General features: G+C 48.2%; 13 protein-coding genes and 1 riboswitch. Of the genes, 6 read left to right on the forward strand and 7 right to left on the reverse strand.

The features are described 5' to 3' along the window. Position 1 precedes the first annotated feature (1 nt). A complete protein-coding gene (locus SynMVIR181_RS06725) occupies positions 2-814 on the reverse strand; it encodes a J domain-containing protein (protein ID WP_186588699.1) in 813 nt (270 codons plus the stop codon). A 221-nt stretch (positions 815-1,035) separates the two neighbouring features. Here SynMVIR181_RS06725 and SynMVIR181_RS06730 point away from each other — a divergent pair, with 221 nt between their 5' ends. Further along, positions 1,036-1,761, forward strand: a complete 726-nt coding sequence (locus tag SynMVIR181_RS06730) for a 16S rRNA (uracil(1498)-N(3))-methyltransferase (protein ID WP_186588700.1) — start codon at positions 1,036-1,038, stop codon at positions 1,759-1,761. A 50-nt stretch (positions 1,762-1,811) separates the two neighbouring features. On the opposite strand, the gene SynMVIR181_RS06735 is transcribed toward SynMVIR181_RS06730, so the two are convergent. From SynMVIR181_RS06735 to SynMVIR181_RS06755, 5 genes are all read right to left on the reverse strand, one after another. Continuing rightward, entirely contained in the window at positions 1,812-2,648 is an 837-nt protein-coding gene (locus tag SynMVIR181_RS06735) for a metal ABC transporter permease (RefSeq protein WP_186588701.1), read from the reverse strand. Beyond that, a complete protein-coding gene (locus SynMVIR181_RS06740; protein ID WP_186588702.1) occupies positions 2,641-3,408 on the reverse strand; it encodes a metal ABC transporter ATP-binding protein in 768 nt (255 codons plus the stop codon). The genes SynMVIR181_RS06735 and SynMVIR181_RS06740 overlap by 8 nt, the downstream gene beginning before the upstream one ends. A gap of 2 nt (positions 3,409-3,410) precedes the next feature. Beyond that, entirely contained in the window at positions 3,411-4,367 is a 957-nt protein-coding gene (locus tag SynMVIR181_RS06745; RefSeq protein WP_186588703.1) for a metal ABC transporter solute-binding protein, Zn/Mn family, read from the reverse strand. A gap of 36 nt (positions 4,368-4,403) precedes the next feature. Beyond that, positions 4,404-5,996: an iron uptake porin gene (locus SynMVIR181_RS06750; protein WP_186588704.1), complete on the reverse strand. Its 1,593-nt coding sequence runs from the start codon at positions 5,994-5,996 to the stop codon at positions 4,404-4,406. Between the two features lie 84 nt (positions 5,997-6,080). After that, complete coding sequence (locus SynMVIR181_RS06755; protein WP_370593892.1) at positions 6,081-6,605, reverse strand: HupE/UreJ family protein; 525 nt, start codon at positions 6,603-6,605, stop codon at positions 6,081-6,083. A 117-nt stretch (positions 6,606-6,722) separates the two neighbouring features. Continuing rightward, positions 6,723-6,869: riboswitch (cobalamin riboswitch) on the reverse strand. A 1,096-nt stretch (positions 6,870-7,965) separates the two neighbouring features. Here SynMVIR181_RS06755 and SynMVIR181_RS06760 point away from each other — a divergent pair. Together SynMVIR181_RS06760 and SynMVIR181_RS06765 are read left to right on the forward strand one after the other, a co-directional pair. Beyond that, a complete protein-coding gene (locus tag SynMVIR181_RS06760; RefSeq protein WP_255444185.1) occupies positions 7,966-8,376 on the forward strand; it encodes a M15 family metallopeptidase in 411 nt (136 codons plus the stop codon). A 36-nt stretch (positions 8,377-8,412) separates the two neighbouring features. Then, the gene (locus SynMVIR181_RS06765) at positions 8,413-9,078 is read left to right on the forward strand and encodes an SDR family oxidoreductase (RefSeq protein WP_186590549.1); all 666 of its coding nucleotides are present in this window, start codon (positions 8,413-8,415) and stop codon (positions 9,076-9,078) included. Positions 9,079-9,388: 310 nt separating this feature from the next. Here SynMVIR181_RS06765 and SynMVIR181_RS06770 read toward each other — a convergent pair whose 3' ends face one another. After that, positions 9,389-10,237, reverse strand: coding sequence for an NAD-dependent epimerase/dehydratase family protein (locus SynMVIR181_RS06770; RefSeq protein ID WP_186588705.1), 849 nt, complete (start codon positions 10,235-10,237; stop codon positions 9,389-9,391). Between the two features lie 280 nt (positions 10,238-10,517). Between SynMVIR181_RS06770 and SynMVIR181_RS06775 the strand changes: the two genes are divergently transcribed. The 3 genes from SynMVIR181_RS06775 to SynMVIR181_RS06785 are packed head-to-tail and all read left to right on the forward strand — an operon-like array spanning position 10,518 to position 13,484. Beyond that, positions 10,518-11,237 (forward strand): class I SAM-dependent methyltransferase, encoded by a 720-nt coding sequence (locus tag SynMVIR181_RS06775; protein WP_186588706.1) that lies wholly within the window; start codon positions 10,518-10,520, stop codon positions 11,235-11,237. Between the two features lies 1 nt (position 11,238). Further along, a complete protein-coding gene (locus SynMVIR181_RS06780; RefSeq protein ID WP_186588707.1) occupies positions 11,239-12,399 on the forward strand; it encodes an NAD(P)/FAD-dependent oxidoreductase in 1,161 nt (386 codons plus the stop codon). Next, positions 12,390-13,484, forward strand: a complete 1,095-nt coding sequence (locus tag SynMVIR181_RS06785; RefSeq protein WP_186588708.1) for a type III polyketide synthase — start codon at positions 12,390-12,392, stop codon at positions 13,482-13,484. The genes SynMVIR181_RS06780 and SynMVIR181_RS06785 overlap by 10 nt, the downstream gene beginning before the upstream one ends. Positions 13,485-13,573 lie beyond the last annotated feature (89 nt).

Here is a 13,573-nt window from a genome sequence, read left to right on the forward strand (position 1 = left end):
GTCATGCATTCATGATGAGTAACTGATAGGCTTCATTGACTTTACGAAATGAATCGGGTGAACCGCCAAGATCTGGATGATGTTGTTTAACTAAGCGCCTATAAGACTTTTTAATAGAGTCTTGAGATGCCCCATGCTTGAGACCTAAAACTCGGAGTGCTTCGATGATTGATAACTCCGTAGATTTATTTCCTTCACCGTAGGACTGGTAGTTGCGATCTGAAGCTCGCTGATCAGACCTTGTTCTGCGACTTTTTTGTGAGCTCCTTTGTCTATTTTTTAATTCAAAGACAACCCGTTGTGGGTCTTCGTCAAGCCATTCACGAGACCTAATTCCATACAGAGCAAATGCTGCAAGTACTGCGCATCGCTTTTTTGTGACCGGCTTAAGCATGGCAGCAATTAAATCGGTACCCAGCCCAGGCATCAGCCGATCCAATCGTTGTTGAAGATTGAGATGAGGGTGAAAACTGGCCCGATTCAATGCATCGATTAGATGCTCAAGTTCGCTGAGACGAAGGGCATTCCATCCCTGCTGCTTTGCAAGGGCTTCTCCCCAACGTTCAACCTGTTCAGAAGAGACGGATGGTGCTGTGTCTCCATGCTCTTGTCGACGCGGATTTGAGCGCTGTTGTTGTTTTGACTGGGATTGTGTCCACTGACGCTGACGGAGCACATCAAGCTGCCTTTTCAGCTGCAGAACCTGTCTACGCAGACTGTCATTTTCAGCCAAAAGGGCGTCAACGTTGCTTGTAACCGTCTGACGACGATGCGGTTCTGCCGCTGACGACCATCGCCGAGGATCAAACCCCATTAGCAGCCAAAACAACGCACGGCATGCTCAGCCATCCTGCTCAGATCACCATAGGGTGAACGATCAGACTCTCACAGAGGTTGTTCACGTCCAGCATTCTGACCAAACTGTCTGTGAAGCGACCATCCTTTCAAAACCGACGATTCAGCTGACTTGAGTCCAATCCATAAAATGAATACGATCAGCAGATCGTTCACCATTAAATAGATTTATCATTCTCCATGAATATTATTCTCCTCAAAACGCAAGACTTTCTTAGTGATTCAAATACAGCACACATTCGTGATTATCGATTAACGCATATCTTAAAGGTCTTAAATCCAACTATTGGAGAATCATTAAAAGTAGGCCTACTGGGTGGTGATTGCGGTCATGGCATCGTTGAGTCTATTGATTCACAAGTTGTACGACTTAAGGTTGTTCTAAACCAATCAGCCCCTCCAAGGCATCAATTTGACATTGTCCTTGCCTTACCACGACCAAAGATGTTACGACGAATTTTACGTACGATTGCAGAATATGGTGTTAAGAATTTACACTTGATCAACAGCGCAAGAGTAGAGAAGAGTTACTGGCAAAGCCCTCTTTTGCAACCAGAAAAAATTCAGGAGTCACTCGTTGCAGGCATGGAACGCTCCAAAGATACACTGATGACGAATGTACAATTTTATCCACGGTTCCGCCCTTTTGTAGAAGATCAATTACCCCATCTCTGCGGATCTCGTAGCTGCTGGATTACAGACATGGGTGCAGAAAATTCAGCAATTGATCTTAATATTGCCTCAAAACCCTCTGTCGTCATGATTGGACCTGAAGGTGGATTCGTACCCTTTGAAGTTGATCTGGCAACGGCAAAGATTGCATCGCCAATACATCTAGGCACAAGAGTTCTTAGTGTTGATACGGCAGTCACCACAGTATTAGCTCAGGCATTGCCAAGTATTTAATATCAACGATCCATCAATGATTCAAAGAAGACAAGCAAAAGGCGCATGAATTAGGATGATCTTGAATTGAGGTGGATGCTGCTGCTTAGCAACATTGCGAGTAGAAAACCAAGGAATTGAACCATCACGACTGAAGGACCTGAAGGCAAATTTGTTAAGCCCGAGAAAAGGAGACCTAGCAATGCACATCCACCACCAATAGCAGAAGAAATCATCACATACACTGGAAAACTTCGACTCAATAAACGGCCAGCACAAGCGGGAATCACAACAAAGGCTGAAATGAGCAACACACCTACAGCCTTGATTGATATGGCAACCACAACAGCCAAAAGGATGACAAATGCCAAACCATGCCAACGCGTACGTACTCCCATCGCGCCCGCCAAATCCTGATTCAGTGTGAGCAATACTTGAGCCCGCATACTGAGGCCTAGATAGATCACACTTGCAACAAGAAAGACTGCAATCACAACGATATCGAGTGGACTAATACCGAGGATATCTCCAAACAACAACTGTTGAATACCTCCGCGGTACGTCTTCACGCGACTCAGCACCAGAATCGCTACGGCCAGTGAGCTTGAATAAACAATGTTAAGCAGCGCATCAGTGGGAAGAGCACTGCGTTCAACCAACTGACTCACAAGCAGTGCAAAAAGCACGGCAAAAGGAATCAATACAAGCGTGGGATTCACGCCAAGCAGAATGCCAAGAGTGATTCCCAACAGAGATGAATGGCCTAAAGCATCGCTGAAGAACGACAGCTGACGAAGTACGGCAAAGCTGCCGAGTACTCCGCCAAGGGCACCTGTAAGCATCCCTCCAAGCAACGCCCTTTGCATGAACGGCTCAGACAGAAGGCTCCAAAATTGAAATTCAACCATGGGGCTGAGGCACCATATTGAGGCCGTAAAGCTCTCCTAACCGCTCCTCACTGAGGGTTGCTTGCGGAGTGCCACTGCAGCGAAGACTCCGGTTCAGGCAAAGAACCTGATCGCTGCTGCGTCGAACCATCTCTAAGTCGTGCGAGACCTGCAAAACAGTCCAACCCTCCTCACGGCGTAGGTCGAGCAATTGCTGCTGAAACTGCTCATTGGAATGAACATCAAGACCGGCTTGCGCTTCATCGAGCACGAGCAAGCGTCGTGGACGAACAAGGCAAAAGGCCAGCAGAACACGTTTCAGCTGATCACCCGACAATTCCGTCAGCAAGCGTTTGCGTAGATCACAGGTTTGGGTTCGGTCTAAGGCTCTCAAGACAGCTGCTGTTCTTTGCTTACCCGACCTCCACGGCAGGCTTGGTCCTGGCAAGTCAAACCCAAAGCCCACAAACTCAGCAACACTGAGCGGAATCAACCCTTGAATCACAAGGTTTTGAGGTACATAAGCGATCTGAGCCCGCACAGAACGCGGCAAACAACCATTGGCAGCTATGGGCTGACCCAGCAGCTCAACACGCCCAGAAGCATGGGGAAGCAGTCCAAGCAAAGCAGCGACAAGCGTGCTCTTTCCTGCTCCATTGGGACCGACAAGGGCCGTGTCGCTTTCAGCAGGGAGAGAAAAGGAAACCCCCTCTACTGCCAAACGCCCTCGGCGTTCGACGCTTAGATCATGAACCTGGAGGATTGCTTCTTTCACACTCATCCTTAGCTTCCGAAGGACTGGATAAGGGAGGCCACGTTCTTGTCCATGACCTTGAAGTAAGTATCGGGCTGTTTAGAAGCTTGTTCTGAACCTGTTTCCAGCGGATCAAACGTCACGACCTTGACACCAAGATCTAAAGCCAACGCATTAAAAGAACGGTCACCTTCCTGGGGTTCACTCAAAAGGGCCTTGAGTTGTGACTGCTGTACCTTTTTGGACACGCGTTGGAGATCCTCTGGTGTGGGGTTCATCTCGGGAACATCAACGACAAAATCCGCTTTGAGACCATAACGCTCTGCGAAATAGGGAGCAAAGTCATGGAAAGCGATGAACGTCTGACCCCGGAAAGGCTTGAGCTGGGTTGCAATTGTTGTATTCAAGCCCTTCAGCTGAGAAGCGTATGCAGCCGCCCTTTTTGTGTACCCATCGGCGCAATCTGGATCAGCTTTCACAAGGCCATCACGGATATTTTCGACCTGTTGAACCGCACGGAGTGGGTCCAGCCAAATGTGAGGGTTGACCTCGCCATACTCCTGGTCCCCCTGCTTAGCTTCATCCTGATCGTCGTCTGACCTGATCACAGCCACGCCACGACTTGTATCGACAACTTGAAGCGAGTTATTGTTTGCTGAGGTAATTAATTTGTCTAGAAAGTATTCCATCCCTAGTCCATTTTTTACCAAGACCGAGGCATTACTTAGAGCTGAGATGTCGGCAGGCGTAGCCTGGAAATCATGGGGGCCAAGATTTGGTGGAATCAATGACGTGACAGTGGCGCATTCACCGGCGACCGCTTCCGTGAACAGAGTGATAGGTAAAAACGTTGTAACAACGTTGAGTTTTGATTGATCACTATTACGATTCGTTTTTTGCGATGTGCCACAGGAAACGAGAAACGCCATAAGCAGCAACGCACCAGAAACAGAGAAGAATGATTTAGAACGCAAGAGAGAAAACATGGGAATGAAGAAAATTAAGTTTGAATTTGAAGTAATTTAAAAGTTGAAAGTTGTTTTTACCAATCCACCTAGTTGACTAAACGTATTATCGTTATCATCAAGATCAGTATTTTGACCCTCCGGACGGCTCAAATAGAATAATGCGGGTGTAACACTAATGTTGTCAGTGACCTGGAACTGGTACCACCATTCCCATACATAATTACCATCAGCTGGAGTTAAATCACCTTTCAGACTAGTTGCAAAAATAGGTTGGCCTACAGCCATACCTGCATTGTTGCCTTTCAGGAAGACGTCTGCCCATTCCAGACCAAGATTCCATGACTGACTGGCCGTGACATCTCCAGCATTCTTAGCGTAAACAGAGTTATAGCCATAACCTGCTGAGACAGATGGTATCCAACCACTGTCTTGTGGTTGCCAGGAGCCGCCAATACCCCAAGCATTCATAAAGCTGTTACCACCTGAAAAGTAGTTTTCTGCAGCAAATGGAGTGCCAAAACTACCGGCTAATTCAGATGGACTTTGAACACCTGACCAAATTGCAGCGATGTTCCAGCTTTCTGATTCATAAGCAATTTGTATAGTTCCTGAAGCTTCTGAAAACTCAGTTCCTATACCACCAGCATTGGGGTCTGAACTTGAACCCTGAGCAGCAACATAGTTGGCAGAGACGCTGAAACCGTTGTCAGCTGACCAACTAACACCAGCTCCTGTTCCCAGGTTTTTGTTGTAAGCAGCTGGAGCACCATTTAATGTTGTTATATCCAAGATTGCATCGATTGGATACGCACTAGGCCATACGGCAAGCATATCTTCCTGACCAACACGAGCACCGAGAGTGAAGGTGAGTGAGTCGGCAACAGAAAATTGATAAAAAAGCTTGTCAATTCCTAAATTACTTCCACCATTTTCTTGAAATGCTGTTTCTAAAGTTGACAATGCATTAGGACTGCCTCCAAAAGCAAAATTACCATCGAAGTTACCTGTTCTTAAGACAGTAAGCAATAAATCCTTTCCCGTGAAACTAGTTTCAAGACTTAATTGAAGGTCGTAATTGAACGTAGTAGCGCCAAAATCTCTATTGGCTGCATCTGCTTTTGATTTGGTTCCAGAAAAGTTATTGGCACCAACAACAAACGTTGCCAATCCTGAAAGCTTGGTGGTGGTGGAGAACTGAGTGGCTTCCAGTTCGCCAACGCGGGCTTCAAGCCCGTCAACACGGCCCTTGAGGATGGCAAGTTCTTTTTCGAACTCTTTCATCAGGCGCTTCAGCTCGTCGGTCACTTCGGTGACGCGGTCGAGACAGGCGTTCAACAAAGCAGCCGCTTCAAAGCGGGTCATCGCCCTGTTACCGCGGTAGGTGCCGTTGGGATAACCAGCAACACAGCCGTAGCGCTCGATCAGGTTGCTAAGAGCCTGATAAGCCCAATCGGTTGGGTAAACGTCTGAAAACTGAGTGATGCTGGTGACTTGCTCGCGGCTGCTGGCAACAGAGTGCACCGTGTTTTCGGGCATATCATTGATACTGAGATCAATAACACTGGATGCTTTGCTCTTCGGATTAGCTGTCGAAAAAACAATACTCAAAGTTGCAGGCACAATGAATATTTTCCGAATTAAATTCATGGCTATTTTAATGTTTGTACAATAAGTCCTCCTTTCCATCAAGAAGGAAGAGGTCGTGAATGTTTTTCTCTATTGATCTGCGTATTAGTCGATCAGTGCGACCCAGGCAAAGGCAATTCCGATACCCATCCAGATCCCAGCACCGAGACGACGCCCTTGCTCTCCAAGGTGAGTGATCACGGTTTGCGATAAAGAGCAGACAAGGGCTAATAAAACACCTTGTCCTATTAGCAAACCTAAGAAGTAGGTGATGAGAGGAGTGGGCTCCGCTCCGACAATGGTGCTGCCAAGCAAAAAGCCATGCAGACCAAAGAGCGGCAGAAGCCAGGCAGCTGGAGCGATTGAAAGCGCGATCAGGCCCTCAACCACAAGGCTTAACGACACGAGGGCTTCAGCCCAGGGCGCAACTACATCAGGTAAGGGGATGAACTGAGAAATCAGGCTTCCGCCTAAGCCGATGGCCAGCATTGGAATAATCCAGGCGCTCGGACGCTTAAGACCAATGAATGCGATGGCCAGCAAAAAGAGCAAATGGTCTGGCCCAAGAAGTGGGTGGCCAATGCCACTCACAAGACCCGACCATCCGGTGAGCTGGGTGCTGTCACCCATGCCAAACGGGTGGTGAGCAAAAGCTGGACTTCCCAGCAAAAGGAGAGGAATAATTCCTAGGGCAGCCGTTTTGATCGGCCCCAAGAAGGCCTGTTTCGAAAGAGTCAATTGTCGATCCTCGTCGGTTGTAGATCTGGCGGGCGTTCTGACTGACGGCTCCCGAAGAGACGCTTCACAGCTGCGGGACAGCGACGGAATCACACCGTTCTTTCCCCGTTTCCTTCTCAGGCTGACCCCTGAGAAACCAGTAGAAGAACTTTAGCTCAGTTCTTACAAAATGAGAATCATTTTCATGTTCTCGTTCCTCGGCATTTCGTCCCAGTCAGGCACTACGGATGCAGCCGATTGATATTGAGAGACAACATCCACCCAGAGCATTAGCGATGGACTAAGGAGGAAGACCTTGCCATGATTCGCTGCCGTTGCCGGATCGAACATCATGCCTCATAGCATCCACGACCCCCTGTTCAATCCATTGATTGCACTTGAAACGCTGCGGCCCTGATGCTCGGAGTACAAAGAGCAATCACGTTGAATGAAATTCCATCAAAAGGCAACATCTAAATCAACCGACCACAGCTCTTGCAAACGCATTAACCATGTTAATTGTGCAAACTAGTTGATTAGGATTGAGTCAACATAGACCTCTTTCAACATTATATATACAACAAACCTTTAATCAAACCATGAACTATGCCTGGCTTATTCATTTCTCGAAACGAAAGCAGCTCTAGTTGAATGAATAAACACAATCTTTTTGAAGGATCATGAAGACGAAACCAATGACAAGAGGTAACCTCTAATCAGTTTCAACACTGAACCTCTAAACACTTCATGCAACATCATGAAAAAGACATATGAACATTGACGAGTTCCAGCGAGATCTGTCCAAGCGGATTGGAAAGCGAGTCACCAAAATCTTGACAAGTGATGGCAAGGCCGTACAGGATTTAACCGATCTCTTTCAACCATCACCAGCCGGTTTTGCAGGACAACTCATTGATGTTGATGGATCTCGGCACTCCTGGGTGTTGTGGCAAGAGGCAGGTGAAATGTGGAACTTTCAATCAACATTCATCTCATAATCATTGATATCAGTATTTGGTTTAATGACCTAAAGCAAAAGGAAAAGCCTTAAAGATGTGCTGATCCTGCTCAAAGTGGCGGCTGGATTTTGTCTTTGCATCCCACTCAGCGCATTGCCTAGTGGTGCTGAGACCCCATTAACGTGCAGCGGCCTTGACCTTGTGTCATTAAATAGGGTTTCACCAAGACCTCTGTTTGAAATTCGCTATGCCAGTTCTAATAATTTTCTAGGACAAACCCTTTATCCCAAGGTTGACCACAACTACGTTGTCCCGTGGCCTTGGCACTACAAAACGTCCAACAAGATCTTGCCAAGGAAGGACTTAGATTAAAAATTTGGGATGCTCATCGTCCACTTGCTGTTCAGCAGCTGATGTGGGATGCAATCCAAGACCTTCGCTACGTTTCAGATCCCTCAGTCAATGCTGGACGTCATACCCGAGGCGCTTCAGTGGATGTAACACTCATCAATCAGCAGGGGAGTCCGTTGCGAATGCCAACGGATTACGACGATTTTTCGAAGTCCGCCCATGTGGATGCTGATGGCGTTCTCGCTGACCGCGCCGCCAATGCTCAAAAACTACGAACGGCAATGGAGCGCAGAGGATTTCGTTTCTTTGCCACGGAATGGTGGCATGTCGACTGGCACAACTGGAAATTCCTGCCGGTCATCGCACCCTCATGATTCCGAATCAAACTGTTGTCTGATTCAGAGGGCTCTTTGGCCACCTTTCTTGTTACAGGCGCAAACAGGGGCATCGGTCTTGAATTCTGCCGTCAACTACAGGCTCGTCATGACCAGGTAATTGCTGTATGTCGCCAAGCGTCTCCAGAGCTTGAGGCCATCGGTGTGGAGATTCAGTCCGGCATCGAACTGAGCAGTGAAGCCTCTATCTCCGCGTTAGTTCAGAACTTACAGAGTCGGTCGTTGGATGGCGTCATCCTTAATGCTGGTATTTTGCAATCCATGGATCTCGAGACCCTTGATAGCGAAGGGATCAAACGTCAATTTGAAGTGAATGCCCTAGCCCCGTTGTTGTTGGCGCAATCGCTAGTGGAACTGATGCCCCGAGGCGCAAAGCTGGCCCTGATCACAAGTCGAATGGGTTCGATTGACGACAACACATCGGGTGGCTCTTATGGGTACCGGATGTCCAAAGTGGCGCTGAATATGGCTGGTCGATCACTATCGATCGACCTGAAACCACGCGGAATTGCGATAGCCATCCTCCACCCAGGGCTTGTCAGCACGCGCATGATCAACTTCAATCCAAAAGGAATCAGCCCAGAAAAAGCGGTGATAGGGCTCCTGGCACGAATTGATGAGCTAGAACTCGAGGCCAGCGGGACCTTTTGGCATTCCAGCGGACAACAGCTTCCCTGGTGAATTGATACTTCAAAATGATGAAGCAATTTTCCACCGTTGATTTCAATAGCCGAAGATTGAAATCCTTAATTTTATCAATGAAATAATTATGTTGAACTCTTCAATGCTATGAGGAGATCCTTTTTGCTGTTTCAAAGACGATTAGAAATTATCTTAAAAATACTCCTACATGTTTAGACTGAGATCCTCAAAAGCGATACTTTTTAATGAAAAAATAAGAAAGCAATCAGGACTTATATACATGTAGAGCTAGTTAAACGATGGTTGAACCTAGCTCTACAACTTAGATGATTAACTACCAATCAATTGCCTAAACAGGGGTAGGAAGGAGCATGGAGGGAGAACTCAAGCGGAACCCCTCTGATTTTATTTTTTCATTACTTACTTTGGCATTCATCGCCCGAGCTCCTGGGCTATTTTCATTGGCCCAAATCACAGGAGGCAATCCATCAATATCACAAATTTCATTTGACAATTCGCGCCTACTGAGCTGCATATCGTCAACAAGGTTGTAAGTTCCCACAAGCTGGTTGTTAAAAGCGAAACTCACACCGTTGGTGATATCGACAATGCCACTCCAAGCAGGAACGTCATTCCCATTTTTTGGGATCTGTTCACCAGCTGCCTGTTTGATCATCGAAACCATATCCCTACCGGGGCCATAAATACCTCCTAAACGCATCACGCAGATTTTTGTATCAGGCCGATCAATGGTGAGCAATACATTTTCTGCTTCCACCAACATCGCATTAACAGGGTTTACAGAGTCAACAGATGAATTTTCAGTTACCATCTCGCCGCGATGATCTCCATACACACCAGCAGAGCTGATGTAGGTCACGTGGAGAGGCTGGATGGACTGACGACAACGCAAAGCGCGGGCAAGGTTTCGAATCCCGCTAGAAAAAACCGATTGATATCCATCACCGTTTTGCGTAGGGGCCACGCTGATCAGCAGACCCTGCTGGTCTTCAAGGAATGAAAAATCGCAGTTTGGGTCAGCGAGATCAAGGCTGATCGGTTCATTGACAACGTTGCGCAACTCAGCGAACCGTTGAGAGGTGCGGGTTGTACCAATGACGTAATGGCCTTGGCTCTTCATGTTTGCCGCCACGAAGCTACCGACGTAGCCACAACCAATAACGGAGTAGGAAGACATCTGGCAACAATTGAGTCAACCCATTTTTACAAGTCTTTACCCGTCAAGCGTGAGTCGATCGATACCGTATCGATGACGAGTGAGGCATGTACAGGTGCTTCAGCAAGAATCGATCCGCGCAGGGGTGATTCCCATAACCTCAGGCAAAGCGCTTCCACCGGAGGATTCTTAGCGGTCTTAGGACACCAACGCCTCAATCCCGAGAAGCCAAAAGCCCAACTGAGAAGCGTCTCCAGACCATATTTTTCTTAGCTTGTCCAAACAAAGAAATGGGCGACCGATGATCTGGGGTGCAGCTCTCAATAACCGAGATCGTCAACCGGAAGTAATGGATCAACCTGGCCTCGATCCAAAGGAGCATGCAAAAGCACTGATGGGCTTGCGACGCATCAATGCAATCAGCCGTTGTTCTGCTGGTCTATTTCGTGCCATCGAGGCCCTTGCGATCACGCAACCAGAACAACCACTTCGCGTTTTGGAGCTCGCCTGTGGAGGAGGTGATACAGCCATCGACCTTGCCCTGATGGCTCAACAAAAGGGGTTGGCAATCGAAATTCATGCCTGTGATCTAAACCCTGAGGCCGTTGAGATTTCACGCTCGAATGCGGAGAGGAGAAAAGCAGAAATCACTGTGTTTACTGCCGATGCTTTAACAAAACCCATAGAACACAGCACCTTTGATGTGGTGTATTGCACGCTATTTGCGCATCACTTGGATGAGGTTGACGTGGTTCGTCTTTTAGAAGTGATGGCATTGCGATCTCGGAAACTCGTGCTCGTGGATGATTTAATTCGTAGCCGGATTGGCTTTGCACTGGCCTGGATGGGAACCCGTCTCTTAAGCCGTTCCTGGGTGGTTCATACCGATGGTCCTCTCTCAGTACGCGGCGCCTTTCAACCCGATGAAATGATGAGCATCGCCAAGCAAGCAGGCATGAAAAATGCTCAGATCAAATGCTCATGGCCAGAGCGATACCTGTTGACTTGGGCCCATTCCTGAGATGGACATGTTGTGGGATGTCCTGATCATTGGAGCTGGACCAGCTGGAGGTCTTGCTGCTCTGGATTGTGCCAAGCAAGGATTGCGCGTCATGCTTGTTGAGCAACGTTCGTTTCCCCGCTGGAAAGTCTGTGGATGCTGTTTTAACAACCAAGCTCAAGCGATTTTGAGTTCTCGAGGTGAGACCACCTTGTTTGAAGATTGCGGCGGACAAAGACTGGACAGCTTGCGCCTCGGACTACGCGGTCGTGAAGCATCGTTGGCATTACCGAATGGCTATGTCCTTTCTCGAGAACAATTCGATCAAGCCCTGATCAATGCAGCAATCAAAGCTGGAGCGTCAGCTCGCTTTCAGATGACTGCGCAAGTGGAAGAAGCGAGCCCTAACTACAGACGTGTGCGCCTTAAAGATCATCAAAGTGGGACTACCAGCCATGTCAACGCGCGCGTTGTGCTGGTCGCCGCAGGCCTGTCTCAGCGTTGTCTTCCCCAAAACGAAGCAGGGCAAAGCAGGATTCGCAAGCAATCCAGACACGGTGCCGGATGCGTCGTGGATGATGACACCGATTACTACCCCAGTGGATCTATTCACATGGCCATTGGAAATCAGGGCTATGTGGGATTGGTTCGCAGGGAAGACGGATTGCTGAATCTTGCGGGGGCCTTTGATCGAGATGCACTCTCCCAAGGTCAAGGAGCTGTGGATGCAGCACAAAATGTTTTGAATCAGGCAGGATTTCCAGTGCCACCGGCACTCCAACAAGGGCAACGCTGGCAACTCACTCCTGCTCTCAGCCGCACTTCCAATGTGGTGGCAGGGGATCGCTTTCTTGTGATGGGCGATGCCGCGGGATATGTCGAGCCTTTCACTGGTGAAGGGATGGCCTGGGCCTTAACGGCAGGTGCTGCTGCAGCACCATTCGTACTGGAAGGCCTGGAACGGTGGACTGAAGACTTAGAAATGCGCTGGAAGGCAACGCTTCAGGTGCATATCGGCAGGAGACAAACAGTCTGTAGAGCCTTGTCCTCAGTCTTAAAACGTCAGGCCTCCACAACAGTTTTATTTGAACTTGTGAAACGTTGGCCCTCTATAGCTGAATCGATCGTCTCCAGCCTGAACGAAGAAAAGCTGCCATCGCCCAAAGGTGAGCCATGCCTTTGATGTTTCGTGGTCTAGGAACCGCAGTACCCGAACAGAGCGTCAATCAAACAGAGTCCACAACACTGTCTGAGTGGGTGAGTGCAGATCGTCCCGAACGCGCCTCGCTCGTACGCCGCATTCAGAGACGCTCGCAAGTCCAAACCAGGGGCAGTGTTTTATTAACTGGCGATGCAACCCAAACGATCCATCAACGTTTGCCGTTTTATGGGGTTAATAGCCCAAGGACAGAAGAACGAATGGAAGCGTATCGCCTAAACGCTTCCTTGTTGGCACTCAAAGCATGTAAACGTGCACTCGCAGAATCACAACTCTCTGCTGGTGTAATCACACATCTAATCACGATCAGCTGTACAGGGTTTCATGCTCCTGGCGTTGATTGTGATCTCATCGATCAACTTCAGTTGTCTCCCAATGTCCAACGCACACATATTGGATTTATGGGGTGTCATGCGGCATTGAATGGTTTACGCGTTGCCCGCGCCTTTGTAGAAGCTGATCCAAAAGCTGTTGTTCTCCTATGCGCTGTGGAATTGTGCAGTGTTCATTTGCAATACGGCTGGAATCCTGAACATGTCGTGGCCAATACGTTATTTGCAGATGGTGCTGCTGCTTTGGTCGCTACTCATGCTGAGACATCCAACCCGAAATCAACGTCAGGAAAGGTAGCCCTGCAGGCCTCTGGATCCACAGTGATTCCAAAGACCCATGATTTAATGCATTGGCAAATTGGCGATCACGGATTCTCCATGGGCTTATCCCCCAAAGTACCCGAAGCGATTTCCACATCATTGCAACCATGGCTGAACAAGTGGCTTCATGCCAGTGGAACGGATCTCAATAGCATCCAACATTGGGCCATTCACCCTGGAGGGCCAAGAATTCTTCAAGCGTGTGCTGAGTCATTGTCACTTAGTGACGATCAACTTGCTCACTCAAGAGAGATTCTGAGTCAGCATGGAAATATGTCGTCAGCAACAATATTGTTTGTTCTTGATCAGATGCGACAACATGATTGTCATGGACCATGTGTCGCGCTTGCGTTCGGCCCAGGCTTATGCGCAGAGGTTGCCTTGATCACCCTATAAAATTATTAAAAGGATCTGCATAGTCGCACCTTTTAATGATCACGATTCCAATCGAGGGCTCCTGCTTATTATCATTAGCGTGTTGTTGA

This window comes from Synechococcus sp. MVIR-18-1, assembly GCF_014279835.1.
GTDB lineage: Bacteria > Cyanobacteriota > Cyanobacteriia > PCC-6307 > Cyanobiaceae > Synechococcus_C.

Excerpts from the sequence above, each read along its gene's own strand:
- SynMVIR181_RS06750 (WP_186588704.1), bottom strand. The coding sequence starts at position 5,996 with ATGAATTTAATTCGGAAAATATTCATTGTGCCTGCAACTTTGAGTATT.
- SynMVIR181_RS06730 (WP_186588700.1), top strand. The coding sequence starts at position 1,036 with ATGAATATTATTCTCCTCAAAACGCAAGACTTTCTTAGTGATTCAAAT.
- SynMVIR181_RS06725 (WP_186588699.1), bottom strand. The coding sequence starts at position 814 with ATGGGGTTTGATCCTCGGCGATGGTCGTCAGCGGCAGAACCGCATCGT.
- SynMVIR181_RS06780 (WP_186588707.1), top strand. The coding sequence starts at position 11,239 with ATGGACATGTTGTGGGATGTCCTGATCATTGGAGCTGGACCAGCTGGA.
- SynMVIR181_RS06775 (WP_186588706.1), top strand. The coding sequence starts at position 10,518 with ATGATCTGGGGTGCAGCTCTCAATAACCGAGATCGTCAACCGGAAGTA.
- SynMVIR181_RS06740 (WP_186588702.1), bottom strand. The coding sequence starts at position 3,408 with ATGAGTGTGAAAGAAGCAATCCTCCAGGTTCATGATCTAAGCGTCGAA.
- SynMVIR181_RS06755 (WP_370593892.1), bottom strand. The coding sequence starts at position 6,605 with ATGGGTGACAGCACCCAGCTCACCGGATGGTCGGGTCTTGTGAGTGGC.
- SynMVIR181_RS06785 (WP_186588708.1), top strand. The coding sequence starts at position 12,390 with ATGCCTTTGATGTTTCGTGGTCTAGGAACCGCAGTACCCGAACAGAGC.
- SynMVIR181_RS06770 (WP_186588705.1), bottom strand. The coding sequence starts at position 10,237 with ATGTCTTCCTACTCCGTTATTGGTTGTGGCTACGTCGGTAGCTTCGTG.
- SynMVIR181_RS06735 (WP_186588701.1), bottom strand. The coding sequence starts at position 2,648 with ATGGTTGAATTTCAATTTTGGAGCCTTCTGTCTGAGCCGTTCATGCAA.
- SynMVIR181_RS06745 (WP_186588703.1), bottom strand. The coding sequence starts at position 4,367 with ATGTTTTCTCTCTTGCGTTCTAAATCATTCTTCTCTGTTTCTGGTGCG.